Annotated in this window: 20 protein-coding genes; 16 read left to right on the forward strand and 4 right to left on the reverse strand. The window is 45.9% G+C overall.

Annotated features, from left to right (window positions below; genetic code table 11):
- Positions 1 to 519: 519 nt before the first annotated feature.
- Positions 520 to 2508 carry a DNA primase gene (dnaG, locus tag F0P94_RS16505; protein WP_150905078.1) on the reverse strand — a complete coding sequence of 663 codons (1989 nt, stop codon included), beginning with the start codon at positions 2506 to 2508 and terminating at the stop codon, positions 520 to 522.
- Positions 2509 to 3002: 494 nt separating this feature from the next.
- Here dnaG and F0P94_RS16510 point away from each other — a divergent pair, with 494 nt between their 5' ends.
- The 6 genes from F0P94_RS16510 to F0P94_RS16535 all read left to right on the forward strand — a co-directional run bounded on the left by F0P94_RS16510 (position 3003) and on the right by F0P94_RS16535 (position 10551).
- The gene (locus F0P94_RS16510; protein ID WP_150905080.1) at positions 3003 to 4109 is read left to right on the forward strand and encodes an Mrp/NBP35 family ATP-binding protein; all 1107 of its coding nucleotides are present in this window, start codon (positions 3003 to 3005) and stop codon (positions 4107 to 4109) included.
- A gap of 6 nt (positions 4110 to 4115) precedes the next feature.
- Complete coding sequence (locus F0P94_RS16515; protein ID WP_150905082.1) at positions 4116 to 4385, forward strand: NifU family protein; 270 nt, start codon at positions 4116 to 4118, stop codon at positions 4383 to 4385.
- A 101-nt stretch (positions 4386 to 4486) separates the two neighbouring features.
- A complete protein-coding gene (locus F0P94_RS16520) occupies positions 4487 to 5842 on the forward strand; it encodes a choice-of-anchor B family protein (protein WP_150905084.1) in 1356 nt (451 codons plus the stop codon).
- A 715-nt stretch (positions 5843 to 6557) separates the two neighbouring features.
- Positions 6558 to 7832 carry a fumarylacetoacetase gene (gene fahA, locus F0P94_RS16525; protein WP_191907074.1) on the forward strand — a complete coding sequence of 425 codons (1275 nt, stop codon included), beginning with the start codon at positions 6558 to 6560 and terminating at the stop codon, positions 7830 to 7832.
- Positions 7833 to 7979: 147 nt separating this feature from the next.
- The gene (locus F0P94_RS16530; RefSeq protein WP_150905086.1) at positions 7980 to 8891 is read left to right on the forward strand and encodes a flavin reductase family protein; all 912 of its coding nucleotides are present in this window, start codon (positions 7980 to 7982) and stop codon (positions 8889 to 8891) included.
- Between the two features lie 208 nt (positions 8892 to 9099).
- Positions 9100 to 10551 (forward strand): hypothetical protein, encoded by a 1452-nt coding sequence (locus F0P94_RS16535; RefSeq protein WP_150905088.1) that lies wholly within the window; start codon positions 9100 to 9102, stop codon positions 10549 to 10551.
- Positions 10552 to 10686: 135 nt separating this feature from the next.
- Here the strand turns inward: F0P94_RS16535 and F0P94_RS16540 are convergent, their stop codons facing one another.
- Genes F0P94_RS16540 through porX form a run of 3 tightly spaced genes read right to left on the reverse strand, consistent with a single transcriptional unit; the run spans position 10687 to position 13927 of the window.
- Positions 10687 to 11913 carry an alanine dehydrogenase gene (locus tag F0P94_RS16540; protein WP_150905090.1) on the reverse strand — a complete coding sequence of 409 codons (1227 nt, stop codon included), beginning with the start codon at positions 11911 to 11913 and terminating at the stop codon, positions 10687 to 10689.
- 4 nt (positions 11914 to 11917) lie between these two features.
- Positions 11918 to 12370, reverse strand: a complete 453-nt coding sequence (gene tsaE / locus F0P94_RS16545; RefSeq protein ID WP_150905092.1) for a tRNA (adenosine(37)-N6)-threonylcarbamoyltransferase complex ATPase subunit type 1 TsaE — start codon at positions 12368 to 12370, stop codon at positions 11918 to 11920.
- Positions 12371 to 13927, reverse strand: a complete 1557-nt coding sequence (porX, locus tag F0P94_RS16550; RefSeq protein WP_150905094.1) for a T9SS response regulator signal transducer PorX — start codon at positions 13925 to 13927, stop codon at positions 12371 to 12373.
- 619 nt (positions 13928 to 14546) lie between these two features.
- Here porX and F0P94_RS16555 point away from each other — a divergent pair.
- The 10 genes from F0P94_RS16555 (at position 14547) to F0P94_RS16595 (ending at position 23867) form a co-directional block, all read left to right on the forward strand.
- Positions 14547 to 15776, forward strand: coding sequence for an HD domain-containing protein (locus F0P94_RS16555; protein ID WP_150905096.1), 1230 nt, complete (start codon positions 14547 to 14549; stop codon positions 15774 to 15776).
- A gap of 30 nt (positions 15777 to 15806) precedes the next feature.
- Positions 15807 to 16253 carry a hypothetical protein gene (locus F0P94_RS19725; protein WP_191907075.1) on the forward strand — a complete coding sequence of 149 codons (447 nt, stop codon included), beginning with the start codon at positions 15807 to 15809 and terminating at the stop codon, positions 16251 to 16253.
- Positions 16254 to 16378: 125 nt separating this feature from the next.
- Positions 16379 to 17401, forward strand: coding sequence for a UDP-3-O-(3-hydroxymyristoyl)glucosamine N-acyltransferase (gene lpxD, locus F0P94_RS16560; RefSeq protein ID WP_150905098.1), 1023 nt, complete (start codon positions 16379 to 16381; stop codon positions 17399 to 17401).
- Positions 17402 to 17431: 30 nt separating this feature from the next.
- Positions 17432 to 18829, forward strand: a complete 1398-nt coding sequence (locus F0P94_RS16565) for a bifunctional UDP-3-O-[3-hydroxymyristoyl] N-acetylglucosamine deacetylase/3-hydroxyacyl-ACP dehydratase (RefSeq protein WP_150905100.1) — start codon at positions 17432 to 17434, stop codon at positions 18827 to 18829.
- A gap of 173 nt (positions 18830 to 19002) precedes the next feature.
- The gene (lpxA, locus tag F0P94_RS16570) at positions 19003 to 19794 is read left to right on the forward strand and encodes an acyl-ACP--UDP-N-acetylglucosamine O-acyltransferase (protein ID WP_150905102.1); all 792 of its coding nucleotides are present in this window, start codon (positions 19003 to 19005) and stop codon (positions 19792 to 19794) included.
- A complete protein-coding gene (locus F0P94_RS16575) occupies positions 19784 to 20413 on the forward strand; it encodes an ABC transporter ATP-binding protein (RefSeq protein WP_150905104.1) in 630 nt (209 codons plus the stop codon). The genes lpxA and F0P94_RS16575 overlap by 11 nt, the downstream gene beginning before the upstream one ends.
- A gap of 198 nt (positions 20414 to 20611) precedes the next feature.
- Positions 20612 to 21088, forward strand: coding sequence for a hypothetical protein (locus tag F0P94_RS16580; protein ID WP_150905106.1), 477 nt, complete (start codon positions 20612 to 20614; stop codon positions 21086 to 21088).
- Between the two features lie 69 nt (positions 21089 to 21157).
- Positions 21158 to 22573, forward strand: a complete 1416-nt coding sequence (locus F0P94_RS16585) for a hypothetical protein (protein ID WP_150905108.1) — start codon at positions 21158 to 21160, stop codon at positions 22571 to 22573.
- A 171-nt stretch (positions 22574 to 22744) separates the two neighbouring features.
- Positions 22745 to 23299, forward strand: a complete 555-nt coding sequence (locus F0P94_RS16590; RefSeq protein ID WP_150905110.1) for a dihydrofolate reductase family protein — start codon at positions 22745 to 22747, stop codon at positions 23297 to 23299.
- 94 nt (positions 23300 to 23393) lie between these two features.
- The gene (locus tag F0P94_RS16595; protein ID WP_150905112.1) at positions 23394 to 23867 is read left to right on the forward strand and encodes a hypothetical protein; all 474 of its coding nucleotides are present in this window, start codon (positions 23394 to 23396) and stop codon (positions 23865 to 23867) included.
- The last annotated feature ends 48 nt before the right edge of the window (positions 23868 to 23915 follow it).

Consider the following 23915-nt stretch of genomic DNA (forward strand, 5'->3'; position numbering starts at 1 on the left):
AGGTACCAATAATCAAAACTCATCCCAATAAAAATCGCAATAAGGCTTAACAGTACCTTATAGGTTTTGCCATTTGTTTTCCAGCTCAGATCCGAAAATTCAATGCCGAAACAGGTATAAACAAAAGCAGCAATTAATAATACAAGCAAGATCTTATTGATCTTAGATTGCGTTTTTTCGTGCTTTTTCATTGTCCGAATTTTGGTTGTTTAGAACTTTGGTTGCTTAGTTGAAATCTAACCTAACAAAAAAGTTTAAAACGTAATGGTTTCGGGCTGAAAAAGTCGTTATAAAATTTTCGTTACCAAATCGCGATCATACCCTTTACCCACCCCTAACCCCTCCCAGGAGGGGAATTATCAGATATCGTAATCTTATTAACTGCTTAGATTACGCGAATTCCAATTCATACATTCCAATTCACGCATGCTAATTCACGCATGCTAATTCACGCATTGCAATTCCCCTCCTCGGAGGGGTTAGGGGTGGGTTCCGTATTAGCAACAACCAGCAACCAACCTACCGCGTTACCACAATCCCTAGCGCCCCGGCAATTTCCATTTCGAAGTTCTTCAGCGCCTTGGCCACCTGCAGGAGTTTCATCATTTCGTCAATGTTCGTTTCTTTCTGAAGCGCATCCTGGTTTTCCTTGATCATGGCCTGCACGTTCCGCCATTTCAGCCTTAGAATGGAAGTATCGGCGGCGTATTGCAGCAGCTCCACTTCTTTCGGTACAAAGATCTGGTGCGCGGCCCAGGCTTCGCTGAGTTCGTATTTCTGGGTAAGCAGATCGATGGCTTCGCTCTTCAACACCGTATCAGTTTCTTCCCGGATAAAATAAGTGGCAATGTCGAAACGGCCCTGCTGCACTTTTTCAGAAATTACGGCATATAATTTTGCAAGCCCCGGTGTTTTAAATTCTATATCTTCGAGCTGCTCAAAAAGATATTGGGCCAAATTCTGGCCTTCCGGCAGGGTCTGGTCCGAATAGTTCAGCAGCAAGCGCAAAATTTCACGTTCGTACCGGTGCAGTAACTGCACCTCCGAATCTATTTCTTCTTCCGCATCCTCATAAGCAGCCGCTTCGGCCTCCGCTTCCAACGCGGCCATATCGAATTCATCGAGCGGGGGGAAATTGCTTCGGCCGCCGGAATTAGGCCGGGAAGGTTGTTGCTGGTTCTGCTGCTTTTTATTTTCCTGCAGGGCAATTTTATTGTATTCCGAAATCAGTACTTGCTCATCGATCCCGAACAAACTGCTGCAGCGCTGCAAGAAAACCGACCGCTTAATGGAATCCGGAATTTTAGCAATGCTCTGGACCACTTCCCGGATGGCTTCGGCTTTCTTAACCGGATTATCTTTCGCTTCCTTCGCCAGAAGCTCGGTCTTAAAAGAGACAAAATCTTTCGCTTCGCTCTTAATATATTCCCGAAAGGCGTTGTCGCCCACTTTGCGGATGTAGGAATCGGGGTCTTCGCCGGGCGGGAAGATTACCACGTCCACGTTCAGGCCGGCTTCCAGGATCAGGTCCGTTCCCCGCAAGGAAGCTTTAATCCCTGCGGCATCGCCGTCGTAAAGTACCGTAATGTTTTTGGTGTAGCGCGAAATAAGCTTGATCTGGTTTTCGGTAAGCGAGGTTCCGGAGCTGGCCACCACGTTCTCGATTCCCCCCTGGTGCAACGAAATTACGTCCAGATACCCTTCAGTCATGTAGCAAACGTCGGCCATCCGGATCGCCTGCTTCGCCTGGAACATGCCGTATAAAACGTCGCTCTTATGGTAAATTTCCGATTCGGGCGAGTTCAGATATTTCGGTGTACTCTTATCGTTGGTTTTTAACGTGCGCGCGCCAAAGCCGATGGTTCTTCCAGAAACGTTGTGGATCGGAAACATCACCCGGGCACGGAAACGGTCATATTTCTTGCCCTCTTCCTTGAAAATAGTCAAGCCGGTGGCTTCCAGAAACTTCTCCTGAAACCCTTTTTCCAACGCTGCTTTCGTCAATCCGTCCCAGCTTTCCAGGCTATAACCCAGTTCGAACTTTTTGATCGTATTCAGGCTTATACCGCGTTCTTTCAGGTAAGGCAGACCAATGCTCTGGCCTTGGTCGTGGTTGTGCAGAATATTCTGATAGAAGTCCTTGGCAAAGTCCGATAAGATGAACTGGCTGTCGCGGTCGTGCTGGAATTTGAGTTTTTCCGGGCTGGGCGCTTCTTCGGCAATCTCGATCCCATACTTTTTAGCCAGGTGCTTGAGAGCTTCCACATAGCTCACCCCTTCCAGGTCCATAATGAACTGCACCGAGTTTCCGGCCTTGCCGCAACCAAAACACTTGTAAATGCCCTTGGCCGGCGCTACCGAAAACGAAGGCGACTTCTCGTTATGGAACGGACAAGGCGCCCACAAATTCTGACCTTTTTTCTTCAGCGTTACATAATCGCCCACCACCTCGGCAATATCGGCCGCATTAATGATCTGATCGACGGTTTCTTTACTGATTAAGGCCATGGAAAAAAGATTAGGGTTACAAAGATAAGGAATTTACCCCACCCCTACCCTCCCCTAATTCAGGGGAGGTAGTTTTACACGTGCGGACAGGTCGCGACCCAATGCTGTCAACTTAAGGAAAGTACCAACACATTTAAGGTCATTCTGAGCCTGTCGAAGAAACTATTGGTTACTACTATGGCATTTGAGCGTAGCAAAAAATGCCTTTCGTTTGGGTTCGGTACGCGATAGTTCCCTCAACTTCGTTCGGGATGACCATATAAACCATTAAATTGACAGCATTGGGTCGCGACCTGTCCGCACGCATATTGCGATAATTTCTTATCAGAACATCAAAATGCCCGGCACCCACATATTCCCGCACCTCCCTTCTCGCCCCTGCTGTAACATAAAAACTACTGCATCCTGAAAGTCCTTCCCTGAATCAGGGGAGGATTTAGGTGGGGTCCTAAAAAATCAGTATCTTTGTAAAGCAAAAAATTTGCATTATTACTATGGCAATTACAACTGAAGACGTTTTACGGGCCCTGAGCTACGTAGAAGAACCGGATCTGGGCAAAGATCTGGTTACGTTGAATATGATAGAAAATGTGGCGATAGACGGTAAAAAAGTAAGCTTTACCGTGATCCTCACCACCCCGGCCTGCCCGCTGAAAGACCTGATCCGTACCGCTTGCGAACGCGCCATTCATACCATGGTCGATAAAGAAGCGGAAGTTACCGTGAACATGACCTCCCGCGTTACTTCCGGCCGCGCCGATGCTTCGGCGGTGCTGAAAGGCGTGAAAAATATTATCGCTATTGCTTCCGGAAAAGGCGGCGTGGGCAAATCTACGGTTACCAGCAACCTGGCCATTGCGCTGGCGCAAACCGGCGCAAAAGTGGGCCTGGTAGATGCCGATATTTCCGGCCCCTCTATTCCGGTAATGTTCAATTGCGAAGATGCCCACCCGCGGGTATTTCAGACGGCAGAAGGCAAAAATCAGATCGAAACCATTGAACGCTACGGCGTAAAGCTCATGTCGATCGGTTTTCTGGCACCGGCCGAAAGTGCGGTGGTATGGCGCGGCCCGATGGCTTCTTCTGCCCTGAAACAATTTATTACCGAATGCGACTGGGGCGAACTGGATTATTTACTTATTGACCTTCCGCCGGGAACGTCCGACATACACTTAACGCTGGTACAAACCGTGCCGGTAACGGGGGCGGTAATTGTAACCACGCCGCAGAAAGTGGCCCTGGCCGATGCCCAAAAAGGCTTAACGATGTTCCAGCAGCCCCAGATCAATGTGCCGGTTTTAGGCGTTATAGAGAATATGGCCTACTTTACGCCGGCCGAATTACCGGAAAACAAATATTTTATTTTCGGAAAAGGCGGCGGCGAGAACTTAGCAGCTAAATTTAAGGTTCCTTTTATCGGGCAGATCCCGTTGGTGCAGAGCATCCGCGAAGGCGGTGACGAAGGCACCCCGGAAGTAATGAAAGAAAACTCGCCGGCTGCAGCCGTTTTTAAAGAAATTGCCCGTGAAGTAGCCCGCCAGGTTTCGGTACGGAATGCTGAGCTGGCGCAAACCAAGGTTGTAGAAATTACCAGAACGTAGAAAGAAATGGAAGAGATGAATATGACCCCGGAATTCCTGACCAAGATCGAATCGGCCCTGGATCAGATCCGTCCTTACCTGCAGGCCGATGGCGGCGACGTAAAAGTGCTGGAACTAACCCCGGAAATGGTCCTGAAACTGGAACTGGTAGGCGCCTGCGGTACCTGCCCAATGTCGCCGATGACGCTGAAAGCCGGCGTGGAGCAGGCAATCCTGAAAGCAGTGCCGGAAATTAAGGCCGTTGAGGCCATAAACGTGATGCCGATGCCGGCTTAATTCTAAAAACAAAAGAATATTTCGTATTTTTAAACCGGAGCTAAGCAACGTAGCTCCGGTTTTTTTTTGTCTATAAACTACTGAAACCAATTCCTTTCCGGATGAAACGAATTCTACTGCTTATTTTTTTAGCCGCCGCCAGCCTGCAAGGCTTTGCCCAGACGTCGCAGAACATGAACCTGCTCTCTACCTGGCGAGATCCGAAGCCGGGCGTGTATTATAACGACATCTGGGGATATGCAGCCAACGGCCGCGAATATGCCATTATCGGCAGCAACGAAGCCACTAACTTTATAGACGTTACCAATCCTGCCTCTCCGGTGCTGATAAAAAAAGCACTCGGTAAGTTTACGAATACGATCTGGCGCGATTTTAAAACCTATTCGCATTATGCCTATACCGTTGGCGACGGAAATAACTTCCACAGCCTTCAGATCTTCGACCTGCAGTTCCTACCAGATTCGGTGCATAAGGTTTACGACAGCAATGCGATAAGCCAGAGCGCCCACACCATTTTCATTGACAATGCCAAACTCTATCTGGTTTCGAATGTTCGCAATGGCTCCAATCAGGCGGTAGACGTTTATTCGCTCGCCAACCCCGTAGCCCCCACCCTTTTAGGGAGTCTGCAATCTACCTTCTTTAACGATATGCACGCTGTATTTGTAAAGAACGACACAGCGTATTGCTCTGCCGGCTGGCCGGGTTTTGTGATGTACAACGTAGCCAATATCAACAACCCGGTACTCATCAGCAGCTTAACCACATATCCTGGCCAAGGCTATAACCACACCAGCTGGGTTAGCCAGAACTCTAAAAAGATGATTATGACCGATGAGATCCCGGCGGGCTTACCGGTAAAACTGTATGATATTTCCGACCCATCAAACCCGGTTTATAAAAGCTCCTTTACTTCCAACGCAGCAGCAACCCCGCACAACACCTTTATTGTCGGAAATAATTACGCTGTGCTTTCATTTTACCACGATGGCGTACAGGTTTTTGATATATCGAATTCCACCAACGTTACCCGCATCGGCTATTACGATACGTACCCCGATAACCCGGGAAATTATAGCGGCTACGAGGGCTGCTGGGGCGTTTACCCGTTCCTACCATCCGGCAATATCATCGCCTCGGATATTACCTACGGCCTGTTTGTACTTTCCGCGCCTTATAGCAATATTTCCGGTACCAGGGAGGAGTTGAATAAAGACAGATCCTTTACTGTTTATCCGAATCCATCTACCGGAACGCTATCGTTTCAGCTCAAAAAACCCGTGAAAAACCTGAAAATAACGGTTACCGATGTCCTCGGCAAAAACCTGAAAACCTTTAGCGGCGATATGCTTACGGACCAGAAATTAAACCTGAACAACTTATCGGCCGGACTTTACCTGGTACATGCCTCCGGCGATGGCTTTTCCGAAACCCGGCGGGTTTTAATTAAAAAATAATAGCGATTTTAATAATGTAATCTGAGATTCTAAAACTCTACAAAGGTCTGCTGAAAGCAATCAGCAGACCTTTTTTTATCCGGGAGGCTGGTTTAAAAACGCCGTTATGAAATTACAATCTTTGAGCCCTTCATTTAAACAGGCCTTACGCGAACCCAATTGTCTGAATTATACTCTTTAAGTAAGTGGACAGATTTAGCTTACATAATAATACTGCTTCTTTTTCTGTCATTCTGGAAGAATCTTGTGATTTCAGTGCTTTAAACTCACAAAATTCTTCCAGAATGACAATCGTAGTGATATTAAGTAAATTTGTTCCCATACATAGAATTAGGGGATGCACATGTTTTGTCGCCAAAAGAATTTCGAGGAACCCGAAGGGGAATAGGAAAAAGGGAAATTACAGAATCGCTTAACCTGCTACCGTAAGCACAATATCGGCTTCAAGATTTTCACAAAGCTTTAAGCGCAATATTCTCTTCTTTGCCCGTACCTCGGTTTTCTCCAGGATCAGAATAATTTCTTCTCCAGAATCAAATCCTGTCTATCTTAATAATCCTTAAAATCGTGTTCAGACAAATAAAGCTTAAAGATTTCTTTACTGAAACCCGTCGGTTTTTAATTAAAAGATTATAGCGTTTGCGGTGTTTGGGTGTGGGTTCAGGCGCAATTCTTTATATTTGCCCCACTGCTAATTAAAGAGCCCTTTTAGACTATGATAAAAGCCAACGACCCGAACCTGCATTCCTGGATCACCATTGCTCCGGATTCCGAATTCCCGATTCAGAACCTGCCATTCGGTATTTTTCAGGTAGGCCTGAAAGACCCGCGCGTAGGCGTAGCCATTGGCGACTATGTGCTAGACCTTTATGCATTAAGTCAGTTTGGCTATTTCGAAGATGTTGATATTGCAGACCATACCGTACTATTTCGCGACAATCTGAACGACTTTATTGCGCTTGGTAAACCGGTTTGGCGCCAGACCCGCGAGCGTGTTTCCCAGCTACTTCGCCACGACAATACCGAATTCCGCGACAACGAAGAAGCCGTACGCGAATGCCTGGTAAAACGCGCAGAAGTAGAAATGCTGATGCCGGTAAAAGTACCGAACTATACCGATTTTTACTCCAGCATCGAGCACGCCACCAACGTAGGCAAAATGTTCCGCGACCCGGCCAATGCGTTGCTGCCGAACTGGAAACACCTGCCGGTTGGTTACCACGGCCGCGCTTCCTCCATCTGTGTTTCCGGTTACGATGTAATTCGCCCGAACGGCCAGACCAAAGCTGCCGATGCCGATATGCCGACTTTCGGCCCTACCAAAGAACTTGATTTTGAACTGGAAGTAGCCTTTATAGCTGGCCGCGAAACTGAACTGGGCACCCCCGTTTCTACTACCGATGCCGAAGACTATATTTTTGGCATGGTGCTCTTCAACGACTGGAGCGCCCGCGACATGCAGCGCTGGGAATACGTGCCCCTCGGCCCTTTCCTGGCCAAGAACTTTGCCTCCACCATTTCGCCCTGGGTGGTTACCTTAGATGCCCTGGAACCATTCCGCGTGAAAGGCCCGGACCAGGATCCGCAGGTGTTGCCTTACCTGCAATATACCGGCAACAAGAACATCGACATTAACCTGGAAGTGCTCTTGCAGCCGGAAGGCCAGCAACCGGTTTCCATCTGCCGCTCCAACTACAAGCACATGTACTGGAACATGAACCAGCAGCTGGCGCACCAGACCAGCAACGGCTGTAACCTGCAGATCGGCGATATGTATGCTTCCGGCACCATTTCCGGCCCGGAAGAAACTTCTTTCGGCTCTATGCTGGAACTTACCTGGAAAGGCACCAAACCCCTCACCCTACCCGACGGCACCGAACGCAAATTCATCAACGACGGCGACACGGTGATCATGCGGGGCTACGCCGAAAAAGACGGCATCCGCATCGGCTTCGGCGAATGCGTAGCCAAAGTATTGCCAGCGCTTTAGTAATTTGGAGATTTGAAAATTTGAAGATTTGGAAATGATGGCTCAGAGGAAATATTCGGTTAATTTTCTTAACCGTGATCTATTCTGAAATTAAATTTTCCTTCCCATTTTCAAATCTCCAAATCTTCAAATTTTCAAATCAAAAGAATGATAAAAACCATAGATCCGAAAGCAATTCCTACGGCGGAGTTCCATGCATATATGCTGGGAGCTGTTGCGCCGCGGCCAATTGCTTTTGCCAGTACCGTAGATGAGGAAGGGAACGTGAACCTGAGTCCTTTCAGCTTTTTCAATGCCTTTGGTTCCAATCCGCCGATCCTAATCTTTTCACCCGCCCGCCGGGTGCGCGACAATACCATAAAGCATACCCTGGAAAATGCTTATGCTACCAAAGAAGTAGTGATCAATATCGGGAATTACGACATTGTGGAGCAACTTTCGCTGGCCAGCACCGAGTACGATAAAGGCATCAACGAATTTATAAAATCTGGTTTAACGCCAGCGCCATCGGTAATGGTGAAGCCGCCGCGGGTGGCAGAAGCCCCGGCAGCTTTCGAGTGCCGGGTGCGCGACATTATTCCGTTAGGCGACCAGGGCGGCGCTGCCAACCTGATCGTTTGTGAAGTATTACTGATGCACCTGAATGAAAATGTGTTAGGCCCGGACGGAAAAACCATTGACCCAAATAAACTGGATGCCGTTGCCCGCTTAGGCGGCGACTGGTACCTGCGTGCCAGCGGCGATTGCCTGTTCGAACTCCCCAAACCGGTAAGGAATAAAGGTATCGGCGTAGATCAGTTGCCGGAGCATATCCGGACCAGCAACCGCCTTACCGGTAACAACCTGGCCCGCTTAGGCAACACCGAAAAAGAGCAGGTTCCAACCGCAAAAGATACCGAAGCATTTAAAACCGATCCGCTGGTAGAAAAAATTCTTTCCGGTTACAAACACGACAGAACAGCTTTGAAAGAGCAACTTGAAACGCTCGGAATAAGGTTACTGAACGATAATAAAGTTACTGAAGCCTGGAAGGTGTTGCTGATGGCAGAAGGTTTATAGAAAAAGGCTTTATTTCAAGCAAAAAAAGGTGCTGGATACATGCTTCCGCACCTTTTTTATTTTATTTAACCCAAGAATAGACGGGCTTGGTTTTACTTCGGCTCAATTAAAATATTCTTGTTATTTTTAGAGTTTCAAAACAATAGAAACAGGCATGTCTGCGCCTGGATAGGCAGTTGCACTGGTGGTGCTTATCCTTTTTAAAATCATGAGTAAGAAAATTACTACACTCCTCGTTCTTTTCCTTTTTCTGGATATCTGTTATTCCTTTTTTCAGTATTACTATACCGCACACGATGGCGATATGGCTGCCATCATTGCCCCTGCCGAATGGTATTCCGATGTCCTGAAAGACCCTTTTGGATTCAGCCTTTTAAGTGAGCAGAAATCTTATGGCGGCTCTAACCGTTTCTTTGCCCATTGGTCGTTAGGTGCTTATTTTAAAACAGTGCCGCTTATGCTGCAGGCATTTGTAAGCCCTTTGGATAGCACTTACCTGGCCTCTGCTTTAGCTAAAATTGGTATACACCTGTTAATAATCTGGCTGCTCGGGTTATTCATAACCAATTCCGGAAAATGGTGGAAGCCGGAATTTATTCTGGCTGGCGCCCTGGTTGCTCCCTTTTTTCAAACCTGGGGATACTTCGACCGCGTGTCCATTATTGAGAGTTCTATCACGTACACGTTCTTTTACGCCCTTTCAACCGCTATTCTGATCTTGTTTTTCCTGCCGTTTTACCAGGCCTATTTTTTGGGGCAGGATGTAAAGTTTACCCTTCCGAAAAAAATAATCCTTTTTGCCTTAACCATCATTCTCCCGTTTATGGGGCCACTAAACCTGGGCATAATTGCAATAGTCTGCTCTTTTACTCTCGCTTATCAATGGTGGTTAAATTTTCGGAATTCAGGCGAAATCCCCTTTATTAAAAGGATTTGGAATTCAGTTTTAAAAATTCCTAAGCCACTGCTTTTTTATTTTCCTGTCATTCTGCTGTTTAGCTTTTACTCGCTTTACATTGGTAGTTTTAATGCTGAAAGTGATAATAGCATAAGCATTGCGGATCGTTACTCCTTTTTGCTTACAGGCCTGAACCGGCAGCTTTTCTTTGGTCAGGGTTGGGAGTTTAGCCCGGCATATTCCATCTTATTCCTGCTGCTGATCATTAACAGCTTAATACTCTGGAAGAAAGGGCCTGAGGGTAAGAAAATAGTAAAATGGCTGCTTTGGGTCATTGTGTTTTCTATAATATACATCTTGCTGCTTCCTTTAGGCGGCTATCGGAGCTACCGGCCCCATATCGTTAGCGGAAGCACCTTTCAGCCGGTTACGTTAACATTAGTATTTTTCTACGGGCTTACCTGCTGGTACATCCTCCGGCAAACCACGCTCAAGTACCGGAAACTATACATTGGTACCCTCATTTTAGTAGCAGTTATTTTTAGCAGCACCGAACGGCCAAGTGATTCCACCTACCAATGCGAACGAAACGCGATTTTGGCCATTGCAGCCTCGCCGGAGAAACACGTAGACCTGGAAACCTGGTGCGGTGTAATGTCGTGGGGAAAAATTACGCATCCGTATTATTCAATCCCCGGCGGGAAACTGCTGCACTATTGGGGTATCACGAAAGAAGAAAAAAACTATACGACCGGAAAATAGTAACGCACTTCAGTTTTCAAGCCCAAAATCCACGAAAAAGCTACCATAATTTTTCAAACAGAAACGTTACCGTTTTAAACAAAAAAGTGCTGAAGCTTCCGCTTCAGCACTTTTTTGTTTCTATGCAGCAATCGCTTAATTCCGAACCGCAATCATCAGCCCGAGCTCCTTATACCGCATGCCGAATTTCTTAGCGATAACGGCATTGGTGAGGCTGCCGCGGTAAATGTACACGCCGCTTCGGTAATGTTCGTTCGTAAACAGCACTTCGTTTATACCACCGTACTGCGAAATTTCCATCAGGATCGGGGTAAAAATGTTGCTTAGCGCATTTGTGGCCGTCCGCGGTACGCGGGAAGCGATATTCGGTACGCAGTAATGAATTACGTCGTATTTGCGGTAAACGGGACGGCTGTGCGAAGTCATTTCCGAAGTTTCGAAACAACCGCCCTGGTCGATGCTAACATCTATGATAACCGAACCGGGCTGCATGCGGGCCACAACGGCTTCGGGCACCATGTAATTGCCGTGGTTATCTTCCGGACTCAACGCGCCGATTACCACATCGGCCTGGGTAATGTTTTCGGAAAGCACCTGGCCGTCTAAGGTAGAAGTAAATAACTGGGCGCCTACGTTATGCTTTAAGCGCCGGAGTTTGTAGATCTGGTCGTCAAATACTCTTACTTCGGCCCCCAGACCAATGGCAGCGCGGGTGGCATATTCGGCTACCGTTCCGGCGCCTAAGATCACGACTCTGGAAGGCGGAACCCCGGTAATGCCGCCTAAAATTACTCCCTTGCCGTCGTTGCTGCTGCTCAGGTACTCGGCCGCGATGAGCATAACCGTGCTTCCGGCAATTTCGCTCATGGCCCGCACCACCGGTTTGGTTTCGGAACGGTCTTTTATGAGTTCGAAGGAAATGGCGTTTATTTTTTTCCGGCACAAGGCCAGCACATAATCGGCGGTAATGCTGGCAAACTGCAAAGCCGAAATAAGCGTCTGGTTGGCCTTCAGGTAATCCATTTCCTCGTAGGTTGGCGGCGCAATCTTCAGGATGATGTCGGCTTCGTATACTTCCGGCGTGGAGTATACGATCTTGGCCCCGGCTTCGGAAAAATCGTGGTCGGAGTATTTGGAAGGTTCCCCGGCCCCGGTTTCAACCCAAATTTCGTGGCCCTGCTCGGTAAGCTGTTTCACGGAAGCCGGGCTCAGCCCGATCCGGTTTTCCTGCAAACTCGATTCTTTCGGAATCCCGATAAAGAGCCGCTTTCGCTTGGTTTCCACCGCCAGCATCGATTCCTTCGTGGCAAGACCCGGGCTGGCCGCAATAGCAGCAAAGCCCGAAGGTGTTTTATGGGTCATATTCTCAGTACTGTTTCAAAGTAATTAAGCGCTCCTCGCCGGCCCCGCTCGTAATCGTTACCAGCATGTAGTGGTCGGGCAGCAGGTTCGGGATCTTCGTAGGCCATTCGATCAGACACAGATTTCCCGAATCGAAATAATCGTAAACGCCGATGTTCACTGATTCCTGTTCTTCGTTTATCCGGTAAAAATCGAAATGATATACCGGACGGCCGTTGCCGGTCAGGTACTCGTTCACGATGGAAAAAGTAGGGCTGCTTACCGGGTCTATTACGCCCAGTTCCTTGCAAATGGCTTTTATGAACGTGGTTTTGCCGGCCCCCATTTCCCCTTCGAACAGAACGGTTGAAATGGTCGTGTTTCCGGCCAGAAAAGTAAGAAACTCCTCGGCGGCTTCGGGCAGTTCGGCCAGAGAAGCCACCTGCAGCATTTTTTCGGTATCGGCGATTGTGTCCATCTAGCGGGGGCTAAGGGTTACAAACGGTATAATGATCTCTTCCAAAGATATGCCCCCGTGCTGGAAGGTATCTTTGTAGTAGTTCACATAATAGTTATAATTGTTCGGATATGCAAAGAAATAATCTTCTATGGCAAAAACATACGCCGTGGAGATGTTTTCTTTCGGCAAATATAAGCGTTCCGGCTTTCTGGACACATATACGTCTTTTTCGGTGAAGCCCAGGTTCTTGCCGTGCTTGTAGCGCAAATTGGTATTCGTGTTCCGGTCGCCCACAATCTTAAACGGCCGTTTAACCCGGATCGTACCGTGGTCGGTGGTAATTACCACTCTGCCTTTTTTCTCCGAGATCATGCGCAAGGCCTCGTACAGCGGCGAATGCAGGAACCAGGAACGGGTTAACGAACGGTAAGCCGATTCGTCCGGGGCCAGTTCGCGCACCATGGCCATATCGGTACGGGCGTGCGAAAGCATGTCCACGAAGTTGTACACGATCACGTTCAGCTTATTGTTTTGCAGGTTGCTGAACTTACTGAGTAACTCCTTGCCGGCCGTAATATTGGTAATTTTGTTGTAGCTGAACTTGTCGGTGATTTTATTCTGCTGAAACAGTATCTCCATGAAATCCTGCTCGTGCAGGTTCTTGCCTTCGTCCTCATCATCGGAAACCCACAGGTTCGGGTACTTTTTCTGAATATCGGCAGGCAGCATACCGGCAAAAATGGCATTCCGGGCGTAGGCCGTGGTGGTTGGCAGAATGGAGTAATACATTTCCTCGCTGTCCACGGTAAAATGCTCGGAAATGATCGGCTCCAGGATCTTCCACTGGTCGTAGCGCAAATTATCGATCAGGATAAAATAAACCGGCTGCTCCGATTCTTTCATCATCGGGAAAACGCGCTGCTTGAACAACTGGTGCGACATGAGCGGGGCATCTTCCTTCTCTTCGTTCATCCAGTCTTCGTAATTGTCCATAATGAACTTCGAGAAGTTGGCGTTGGCCTCGTCTTTCTGCATCGTGATCACGTCGGCCATGCTTTTATTCTCGGTCTCATCGATTTCCAGCTCCCAGTAAACCAGCTTCTTATACACATCGGCCCATTCCTGGTAGCTTAAACGCTCGCCAAAAGCCATGCCCAGCTGCCGGAAGTCGCGCTGGTAACTAATGTTTGTACGTTCCGAAACCAGCCGTTTATTATCCAGAATTTTCTTAATGGAAAGCAGGATCTGGTTCGGATTGATGGGCTTGATGAGGTAGTCGGCTATTTTAGAACCGATAGCCTCCTCCATAATATGTTCTTCCTCGCTCTTGGTGATCATCACCACCGGCGTCATCGGCTTTATGGCTTTCAGCTCGTTCAGGGTTTCCAAACCGCTTATTCCCGGCATGTTCTCATCCAGAAAAACCACATCATAGGCCTGTTCCTGGAACTTCTCGATAGCGTCCGCCCCGCTGGGTACAGGCGTAACGTCGTAACCACGGTCCTTGAGGAACATGATATGGGGTTTCAGCAGGTCGATCTCGTCATCGGCCCATAAAATACTATATCTTTGCATTGGAATGTAATTTCGGGTTATTATAAAGTTATTTATACGGATTTGACCGTAAAAAAACCGGGAATTCCGGCGCAACCTTTAGCACGTGAAATTAAACGAAAGGTTGCTTTATTTTATTAGGATCGGAGAATTAAAAATTAAAGTTTTTGAATATTTACCCTGGCCCTAGTGCTCGACCAAATTAATTTCCAGAATTTGCTTGACGGGATTTGTAATCCCGTCTTTACCGAGCCGTGGGATTTGTAATCCCACTTGCTAAAAATTAACTTGACTATGTACTAGAATATAAACCTAGGGAGGGAGTTTTTAAGCACCTGTAAAGAACTGTCAGCAGCACGGAAAACAACCACCCCCAACCCCTCCTTGAAAAAAGGAGGGGAGCTTGACCCCACCCCGGCCCTCCCCTAAAAACAGGAGAGGGGGCTTTGTTTCTGCTGGATTTCACTTTTATTGTCTATGGCATACTGTTTACAAAAAGAAAAGTCCATTGAAAGCAGTTAAGTAAAGAACAAGCAGCGAAAGCTCCCCTCCTTTTTTCAAGGAGGGGTTGGGGGTGGTTAACACTTTTTCATCCTGAAACCGTACCATTCCAAATTTTACAAAACACCACAACAGCATTTTGAGCAAGAAAAAGATCTTCAACGACCCGGTTTACGGCTTCATTACCATTCCTTCGGGCTTGGTTTTCGATATTATCGAGCACCCTTATTTTCAGCGCTTGCGCCGCATTCGGCAACTCGGCCTTACAGATTTTGTGTATCCCGGCGCCTTGCATACCCGTTTTCACCACGCGCTAGGTGCAATGCATCTGATGAGCACCGCTCTGGATACGCTCCGTGCCAAAGGTACTTTTATCTGGGATGCCGAATACGAAGCTTCTTTAATTGCTATTTTGCTGCACGACATCGGTCACGGCCCTCTCTCCCATGCCCTGGAAACGGCTATTTTCAAGGAAGTGCACCACGAAGATATTTCCCTTTACATCATGGAGCTGCTGAACAAGGAGTTTCACGGCCGGTTGGATCTGGCGATCCGGATCTTCCAGGGAAATTATGAACGACCGTTCTTTCACCAGTTAGTTTCCAGCCAGTTGGATGTGGACCGCCTGGATTACCTGAACCGGGACAGCTTTTATACCGGCGTGATGGAAGGCAAGATCGGGGCCAGTCGATTGCTGAAAATGTTGGATGTGGTGGATGAAAAACTGGTGGTGGAAGAAAAAGCCATCTATTCCATCGAGAACTTTCTGGTTAGCCGCCGTTTGATGTACTGGCAGGTGTACCTGCACAAAACCGTACTAAGCGCCGAAAACATGGTATTGCGCACCGTAGAACGCGCCCGCGAACTGATGCAGGCTGGCGTAGAGGTTCCCGCCAGTCCTTCGTTCCGGCTTTTTCTGGCCAATGACATACGGTTTTCCGATTTCCAGACCGACCCGGAGATCATGCGCAACTTTGTAGCCTTGGACGATATCGACGTTTGGGGTGCCGTAAAACAGTGGGCTTTTCACCCGGATAAAATCCTAGCCTTCCTGGCTTCCAGCATCATCGACCGCAAATTGTTCAAGATCATCATTACTACCGAGCCACTGGAAGAAGATTTCCGCTTAGGCATTGCGGAGTTGGTTCAGGAGAAATTCGGCATTACGGAAGAAGAACTGCCCTACATTATGATTTCCGGCAAGATCAGCAATAACGCCTACAACGCCACCAACGAAGCCATAAACGTCCTTACCAAATATGGCAAGGTAGTAGAACTGGCCGAAGCCTCCGACCTGCCCAATATCCGGGCGCTAAGCACGAAGGTGGAGAAATATTTTGTGTGCTATCCGAAGGAAATTGCGGGGTAGTACGGCTATTTATTAATCCAATCTGATTAAATGGAAGAAAGAAGTTACTCATCAAAAATATGGCTTACTCCAGGTGTTGGATTAGCTTTATTTATCTTTATTTCTACTATATTCAACAACAAAGCAAATTTTGACCTAAATTCACTTCTTTTCATTTTTGGAGTTCCTTTTGCGACTTCATTCTTTATCCTTACGCTAACGTTTCCTGTTTGGGTTTTCCTAAAAGTCATCAACTATCTTACCTTAAAGCTAATCAAAACAGTTACTTACATAAAAATCATTAACCAAGTTTCCGGAATAATTCTTTACAGTTTGTTTTATCTGCTCATTAGATATATTTTCCTGTCCTCCAACAAGCCATTTTTATGGGATGAAAAGAGTTACTATTTATTAATCATTTATTATTTATCTTTTAGCTTCGGTGTCTGGTATCACAGAATAGAAATAAAAGATAAGAATCTAATTAATTCTTTATAATAAATTGTTTCTGAAATCGCTACCCCTACCACCCCAAAAACCCCTTCTTCCAACAACCTTTAAATAAATTCCATCTTTCCTTCCCCAAAAAAATAAGGGATTAATTAATTTTCTATTTTTGCAGCATGGAATTTACTGTTCAACAGATTGCTGAAATGTTGGGCGGGACCGTAGAAGGCAACCCGACCAGCAAGATCAGTACTTTAGCTAAAATAGAAGAAGCCGGCGAAAAAGCCCTGGCTTTTCTATCGAACCCGAAATACGAACCTTATTTATATACCACCGAGGCCTCGGCCGTGATCGTATCGCACGAACTGGAACTGAAGCAGCACGTGGAAACTTCCCTGATCCGGGTGGCCGATCCGTACACCAGTTTTTCGCGCCTGCTCGAGGAATACCAGAAAGCGGTGATGGCTTTTAAAACCGGCGTGGAAGAACCGGCTTATATGGGCAAAAATTCTACCATCGGTGATAACTTCTACCGCGCGGCTTTTTCCTACATTGGCCAGAACTGTAAGATCGGTGCGAACGCCCGCATTTTCCCGCATGTTTCCATTGGCGATAACGTGAAGATCGGCGACAACGTGATCATTTACGCCGGCGCTAAAATTTATTCTGATACCGTAATCGGCAACAACTGCACCATTCACGCCGGTGCGGTTATCGGTTCCGACGGTTTCGGTTTTGCTCCCCAAAAGGACGGCACTTACAAGATCATTCCACAGATCGGCAATGTAGTTCTGGAGGATAATGTGAGCATTGGCGCTAATGCTACCATCGATTGCGCTACCATGGGCTCCACTATTATTCACGAAGGCACCAAAATAGACAACCTCGTTCAGATCGCCCACAACGTGGAAATTGGCAAGCATACGGTAATTGCCGCGCAATCGGGCGTTTCGGGCTCTTCCAGGATCGGGAATTTCTGCACCGTGGCCGGCCAGGTGGGCATTGTGGGCCACATAACCATTGCCGACCGCACCATTATCGGCGCGCAATCGGGCGTTTCCAAATCCATAAAAGAAGAAGGCACCATTATTCAGGGATCGCCGGCTTTCGATTACAAACAGAACCTTCGCGCGCTTACCGTTTTCCGCAAGCTGCCCGAACTGCAAAAAGACATAGAGGAACTGAAAGAAAAGCTCTAATTTTACGCTTTCTTATTTAAGAAATACTGAATGAACGACAAACAGCATACCATTAAGTCGCCGGTTACGGTATCGGGCATTGGCCTGCACACCGGCGTGGTAGCCAACATGACCTTTCTGCCGGCTCCGGTAAACCACGGCTATAAATTCCAGCGCGTAGACCTGCCCGGCCAGCCCATTGTAGATGCCGACGTAGACAACGTGGTAGACCTTTCCAGAGGCACCACCATTGAACAGAACGGCGCACGCATAAACACGGTAGAGCATACACTGGCCGCTCTGGTAGGTTTGGAAATAGACAATGTGCTTATCCAGCTGGACGGTCCGGAACCGCCGATCATGGATGGCAGCTCCATCACGTTTGTAAGAGCTTTAATGGATGCCGGCTTCGAAGAACAGAATGCCTTGCGCAACTTCTTCGAGATTCCTCAGGGCATAAGCTTTAAAGACAGCGCCCGGGAAGTAGAATTAGCGGCATTGCCTTTAGACGATTACCGCGTTACCGTAATGGTAGATTACAATTCGCCGGTATTGGGCAGCCAGCACGCTTCCATCACCAACATCAACCAGTTCCCGGACGAGATCGCTCCTTGCCGGACCTTCTGCTTTCTGCACGAACTGGAAATGCTGTTCCGCCAGAACCTGATAAAAGGCGGCGACCTGGACAATGCCATTGTGGTAGTAGACCGCGTGGTGCAGGACGATGAACTGGACCACCTGGCCCGGTTGCTGAACAAGCCTAAAGTAGAAGTAAAGAAGGAAGGCATTCTGAACAACACCGAGTTACGCTTTAAAAACGAACCGGCCCGCCACAAACTCCTCGACCTGATCGGTGACTTAGCCTTAGTTGGTCGTCCGCTGAAAGGCCAGATCCTGGCCGCACGCCCGGGCCACGCGGCAAACGTAGCGTTTGCGAAGAAAATTAAAAAAGCGATGCAGGAAGCGGCCATTAAAAATGTGCCGGTGTACGATCCGCGGCGCGAACCGGTGATGGACATTAACAGGATCACCCAGACCCTGCCGCACCGCTACCCGTTCCTGCTCATCGATAAAATTATTCACCTGGACGAAACTACGGTTACCGGAATCAAGAATGTAACGATAAACGAGCCGTTCTTCCAGGGCCACTTCCCGAACAACCCGGTAATGCCCGGCGTACTGCAGATCGAAGCCATGGCACAAACTGGCGGGATTCTTGTATTAAGCACCGTTCCGGACCCGGAAAACTACTGGACTTACTTTTTAGGAATTGAAAAATGCCGTTTCCGGAAAAAAGTACTGCCCGGCGATACCATTATTTTCAAATGCGAACTAATGGCCCCGGTAAAACGCGGCATCGCCAAAATGATGGGTCAGGCTTTTGTAGGCGGCAAAGTAGTAATGGAAGCCGAAATGAGCGCCAGTATTGTAAGAAAAGAGAACGTTTAATTTTAATTAGAAATTAGAAATTATGAATTAGAAATTATCAGCAACCAATTTGGCTGCAGATAATTTCAAACCTCATCCAAGCTTTCACCTTCTGACAAAACTTAATAAAGTCGCCTCAAAACCGAAAGCATTTCTAATTTCTAATTCATAATTTCTAATTAAAAGTAAGTCTAATGACTCAACCGTTAGCATATATTCATCCGGAAGCCAAAATTGCGCATAACGTAGTTGTGGAGCCGTTTACCACCATTTACAAAGACGTGGAAATTGGAGAAGGCACCTGGATTGGCCCGAACGTAACCATTATGGAAGGCGCCCGCATCGGGAAGAACTGCAAAATATTTCCGGGCGCGGTAATTTCGGCTCCGCCGCAAGACCTGAAATACCAGGGCGAACCTTCTACTGCGACCATCGGCGACAATACCATTATCCGGGAGTGCGTTACGATGAACCGCGGTACGGCGCTGGACAAAAACACTACTTCTATAGGGAAGAACTGCCTGGTAATGGCTTACGTGCACATTGCGCACGATTGCATTGTGGGCAACAACGTAATTCTGGCTAATTCGGTGCAGCTGGCCGGCCACATCGAGGTACAGGATCACGTGTTTATCGGCGGAACCACCGCGGTGCACCAGTTCGTAAAGATCGGGGCGCACTCGATGGTTTCGGGTGGCTCACTGGTACGCAAAGATGTGCCGCCGTTTATCAAGGCTGCCCGCGAACCGCTTTCCTATGCCGGCATCAACTCCATTGGTTTACGCCGCCGGGGGTATACCAACGAGCAGATCTACGAAATTCAGCAGATCTACCGCATTGTTTTCCTTAACGGCCTCAACTATTCGGCTGCCCTGGAGAAAATTGAAATGGAAATGCCTTCTTCGTTAGAGCGCGACGAGATCCTGAACTTCTTCCGGACTTCGGAACGGGGTGTAATTAAAGGCCAGGGCCGCGATGCAGGTTAAGCTCTCCGCCCTCGGAAAACGCTATAATTTTGAATGGATTTTCCGGAACCTCGATTATGAATTCTCGGCAGGCAATATTTATGCGGTGCTGGGCCATAACGGTTCCGGAAAATCTACTTTAATCAATACCATTTCCGGCTTTCTGCTGCCCAGCGAAGGCCAGCTCTCTTTTTCCCATCAAAACGCTACCATTCCGGTAGAAGAAATTTACCGTTACCTTTCGTACGCGGCCCCTTACCTGGAAACCGTAGAGGAATTTACCTTAACCGAAATCCTGGAATTTCATACCCGCTTCAAGCAGTTGCGTCAGATTTCGGTACCGGAACTCATTGACCGGATGCGTCTGCAAAAGTCCCGCGACAAGTACGTAAAGGATTTCTCTTCTGGCATGAAGCAACGCCTTAAGCTGGGCTTGGCTATTTATACCGAAGCCCCCCTCCTGCTTTTAGACGAACCCACCACCAATTTAGACCAGGAAGGCATCGACTGGTACCTCGAACACCTGCACCAGAACAAACAGGACCGCCTCATCATTATCGGCTCCAACATCTCCCACGAATACAGCTTCGCCGACGAACGCCTGCACATTACCGATTACCACCCGGTGGCGAAGAAGTAAGTTTACTTTTCTGCCGGTTTTAATAGCGTTTTGGAGGATAGAAATCCCATCTCAAACAACTTGTTATTTTTAAGAACTTTGTTATATTTACAAAGCTAAATATAGTATATTCGTTAATCCAGTTACGTTTATCCGCCTGACGGTAGCTGGATAAACGTAGTTATTACGGATATATAGTAGTTGTACCAAATTTCTATTATGAAAGAATTAGTATTCGAAATAAATTCAAACGAAGAAATTTGGGGTCTTTTTGATAAAAGTATCAGCAATATTTTTATCCATAAATTTTGCCCCGTAGATTCAATTCATTGGTGGAAGACTGACTTAAAACTAGAAAATGGGCTGTTGTTGAAGGATTGTTCAGTAAGAGGAATGGAATTTGACTTGCAAACCGACTTGAACGGACTAAAGCAAATTCTTGAAATGAATACTAATCAGCTAAGAATTTATCAATTTGATAAACTTATTCCGGATTCTCTAACACTTGAACAGTTGCCTGAAAAGGCTAAATTTCAAATTTTAAAACAGAACGGACTCAAACACTTCTTCTGGATTGACTTTGAAATTATTACCATCAGTAGTTTTGACGAGAAGTTTATAAAAGCAATTGAGGAGAACCCGCTTTTTGCAGAACGGATAAAAGAAAGAAAAAACTGGGTACAACAAGGTGCATAAGTCATGCTACGGCCGACGGCCTTGCACACCTCATGCACTAGCCGTTGGTGGCAACTTTAAATAGACACGATGAAAGAATATACAGGAATAGGATTTAGTATACCTAGCGAAAATGACGACTATGTCCGCTTGGACAGCTTTACTTCTTTAGCGGATTCAGATATAGCCATTTTCTGTCCAGACCTTTCAACAACAAGTTATTCTACATACGACAGTGGTAGCTATCATAGCAGTGGAGAATACGAAGGAAAAAAACTTTACAATAAGGAGTCATCTGTATCAATAAAAGAACATTCTAAACATTGGAAAAAGGAGCTATTACATTTTGTTGAAACAGGCAGGACACTATTTGTTATCCTTCCGAATAAGTCTGATTTCTATATTTATTCTGGGACAAAAGATTTAAGTGGAACAGGAAGAAATCAAAAAACGACTTATCACGTTTCTCCGTTCACAAATTATTCATTTCTTCCATTTAGCTTTCTAGAGTTTCATACTGCTTCAGGGAAAAATGTTTATCCCAAGTCAAACTTAACAAAAGATTTTTTTAATCAATTCAAAGACCTGATTTCTTATGAAGTTTATATAACCTCAGACAAGCAATTACAAGGATTATTTACAACAAAAAATGGTGACAGGATATTAGGTACAGTCCTTAAAATTAATGATGGCTTTGTGGTCTTTTTGCCAAACATAAATTTCAATGACCAGGCCTTTTCATTTTACGACAAGGAAAAAGATGAAGAGTATTGGACAGAGGAAGCTTTAAAGCGAGGCAAGATATTTATAAACTCATTGGTAGCTATTGATAAAAGTTTAAGAAGTGAAAAAGCAATAACTCCAAGACCAGATTGGCTTGAAAAAGATGAATACTCCCTTGAGAAAGCAACTGAAACAAAAAGCCTAATAAAGAAAATTGAAAAAGAAATCGCTAAAAAGACAATAGAACTCAAAGAGCTAAGTTCTGTTCTTGAAGATCAAGAAAGTTTAAAGGACTTGCTTTTTGAAACAGGCAAACCACTTGAGTTTGCAGTAATAAAAGCTTTGATCATTTTAGGGTATAAAGCTGAAAATTATGATGATGGAGAACTAGAATTAGACCAAATTATTCTATCACCTGAAGGTTTTAGATTTATAGGTGAATGTGAAGGGAAAGACAATAAGGATATTGATGTTTCTAAATTTAGACAATTGTTAGATGGACTAAATGCAGATTTTGAAAAGCAATCAGTAACCGAAAAAGCATTCGGATTATTATTTGGGAACCCTCAAAGACTTATTTCACCAAATGATAGGACATTAGACTTTACGCTGAAATGCAAATCAGGAGCACAGAGAGAAAAAATTGGATTAATAAAAACAAGTGACTTGTTCAGAGTTTGTAAGATTGTTTTAGAAAAAGGCGGTGATGAGTTTGCTAAAAAATGTAGAGATGCAATCAATAATCAAATGGGGGACATTGTAATATTTCCAGACTATGAATAAAAAAGCAGCCACCAACACGGGTTTTGCGTCAGGCGGGGTGACGTGCAAACTTGGAGCTTTGTGCTTCTATTCAAGTTCTGTGCTGGTTGACGATTTTGTGCTCCGAAACCCCGCCCGAACGCAAAGCCCGAAAACGTTAGCAGTCATTTTAATGAACCATATACTTTAAATATGAGAAAAGTAATTGCAGCAATAAACATGACGCTTGACGGGATTTGCGACCATACAGCGGGTATCCCCGATGAAGATCTACATCAACATTATGCCGAGCTTCTGGACAATGCAGGAGTTATTCTATATGGACGGACAACTTACCAACTTATGCAATTTTGGCAATCGCTGGTAAACAACCCTTCAGGTCAAAAATCAATGGATGACTTCGCTTTAGCAATAGATAAAGTACCAAAAATCGTTTTTTCACAGACCTTGAAAAATACCGCATGGAACAGTGCGAAACTTGCAACAAAAGAAATTGAAAAGGAAGTTTTAGAACTCAAACAACAACCTGAATCAGGCAAAGATATTTTAGTTGGCAGTCGGAGTTTGATTATTCAGCTTTTAAACCTTAATATGATTGATGAATTTCAGATTTGTATTCACCCCATGATTGAAGGAAAAGGTCTGCCGTTGTTTGACAAAATAAAAGACAGAACAATTTTTAGACTTTTAAAGACCAAAACCTTTGATTCAGGTGCAATCGTCCTCTATTACAAGCCGATACGATAGTAAACAACGAACAACCAACAATATGTAAACACCATATCATGGGTCCATGGCCTCGCACGCTGTTTACACAAGACCGTTGGTAGTAATTTAAATTATGGGAATCAATAAAAGGTATAGCGGAACAATCATAGGCGGAATTTTTACTGCAGTAAGCTTACTGTTTACCAAAACCTTTATAGTTCCAATTCTTTCTGTAATTCCTGGAGTTATTGTAGAATTCTTTTTTGCTTCAATAATTAACAATGTGCCATACTCAAATGTAGGTATTGCAACAATTATTACATTAGCTATCCTAGCTTTCTTGCCTTTAGCTATTATACTATTTAAGGGACGTGTTCAGGAAATTCCAAAAAGAATAATAGTTGGAATTTTGGTAATAGAATATTTCCTGATCCATACACTTGGATTCTATATTTACTGGGCAACCAAGCAGAACTTTAGGAGTGACGGACAATTGATTTTTGGAGCAATTTCTAGCTTTCCAGCAAGTAGTTTTGGATTAGTTGCGATAGGCTTTATTATAGATTTAATAAAGAATTCAAGAAATGATGTCAGCCTTGCCAGCTAATTAAAAAACGATTTACCAACTAATCATAATGGTCAGGCTCGGCCATCG

Source organism: Adhaeribacter soli (genome assembly GCF_008727925.1).
In the GTDB taxonomy this organism is placed as follows: domain Bacteria; phylum Bacteroidota; class Bacteroidia; order Cytophagales; family Hymenobacteraceae; genus Adhaeribacter_A; species Adhaeribacter_A soli.

Coding starts and splice junctions, on each gene's coding strand:
- dnaG (WP_150905078.1), bottom strand. CDS start 2,508: ATGGCCTTAATCAGTAAAGAAACCGTCGATCAGATCATTAATGCGGCC.
- F0P94_RS16510 (WP_150905080.1), top strand. CDS start 3,003: ATGGCAATTACAACTGAAGACGTTTTACGGGCCCTGAGCTACGTAGAA.
- F0P94_RS16515 (WP_150905082.1), top strand. CDS start 4,116: ATGGAAGAGATGAATATGACCCCGGAATTCCTGACCAAGATCGAATCG.
- F0P94_RS16520 (WP_150905084.1), top strand. CDS start 4,487: ATGAAACGAATTCTACTGCTTATTTTTTTAGCCGCCGCCAGCCTGCAA.
- fahA (WP_191907074.1), top strand. CDS start 6,558: ATGATAAAAGCCAACGACCCGAACCTGCATTCCTGGATCACCATTGCT.
- F0P94_RS16530 (WP_150905086.1), top strand. CDS start 7,980: ATGATAAAAACCATAGATCCGAAAGCAATTCCTACGGCGGAGTTCCAT.
- F0P94_RS16535 (WP_150905088.1), top strand. CDS start 9,100: ATGAGTAAGAAAATTACTACACTCCTCGTTCTTTTCCTTTTTCTGGAT.
- F0P94_RS16540 (WP_150905090.1), bottom strand. CDS start 11,913: ATGACCCATAAAACACCTTCGGGCTTTGCTGCTATTGCGGCCAGCCCG.
- tsaE (WP_150905092.1), bottom strand. CDS start 12,370: ATGGACACAATCGCCGATACCGAAAAAATGCTGCAGGTGGCTTCTCTG.
- porX (WP_150905094.1), bottom strand. CDS start 13,927: ATGCAAAGATATAGTATTTTATGGGCCGATGACGAGATCGACCTGCTG.
- F0P94_RS19725 (WP_191907075.1), top strand. CDS start 15,807: ATGGAAGAAAGAAGTTACTCATCAAAAATATGGCTTACTCCAGGTGTT.
- lpxD (WP_150905098.1), top strand. CDS start 16,379: ATGGAATTTACTGTTCAACAGATTGCTGAAATGTTGGGCGGGACCGTA.
- F0P94_RS16565 (WP_150905100.1), top strand. CDS start 17,432: ATGAACGACAAACAGCATACCATTAAGTCGCCGGTTACGGTATCGGGC.
- lpxA (WP_150905102.1), top strand. CDS start 19,003: ATGACTCAACCGTTAGCATATATTCATCCGGAAGCCAAAATTGCGCAT.
- F0P94_RS16575 (WP_150905104.1), top strand. CDS start 19,784: ATGCAGGTTAAGCTCTCCGCCCTCGGAAAACGCTATAATTTTGAATGG.
- F0P94_RS16580 (WP_150905106.1), top strand. CDS start 20,612: ATGAAAGAATTAGTATTCGAAATAAATTCAAACGAAGAAATTTGGGGT.
- F0P94_RS16585 (WP_150905108.1), top strand. CDS start 21,158: ATGAAAGAATATACAGGAATAGGATTTAGTATACCTAGCGAAAATGAC.
- F0P94_RS16590 (WP_150905110.1), top strand. CDS start 22,745: ATGAGAAAAGTAATTGCAGCAATAAACATGACGCTTGACGGGATTTGC.
- F0P94_RS16595 (WP_150905112.1), top strand. CDS start 23,394: ATGGGAATCAATAAAAGGTATAGCGGAACAATCATAGGCGGAATTTTT.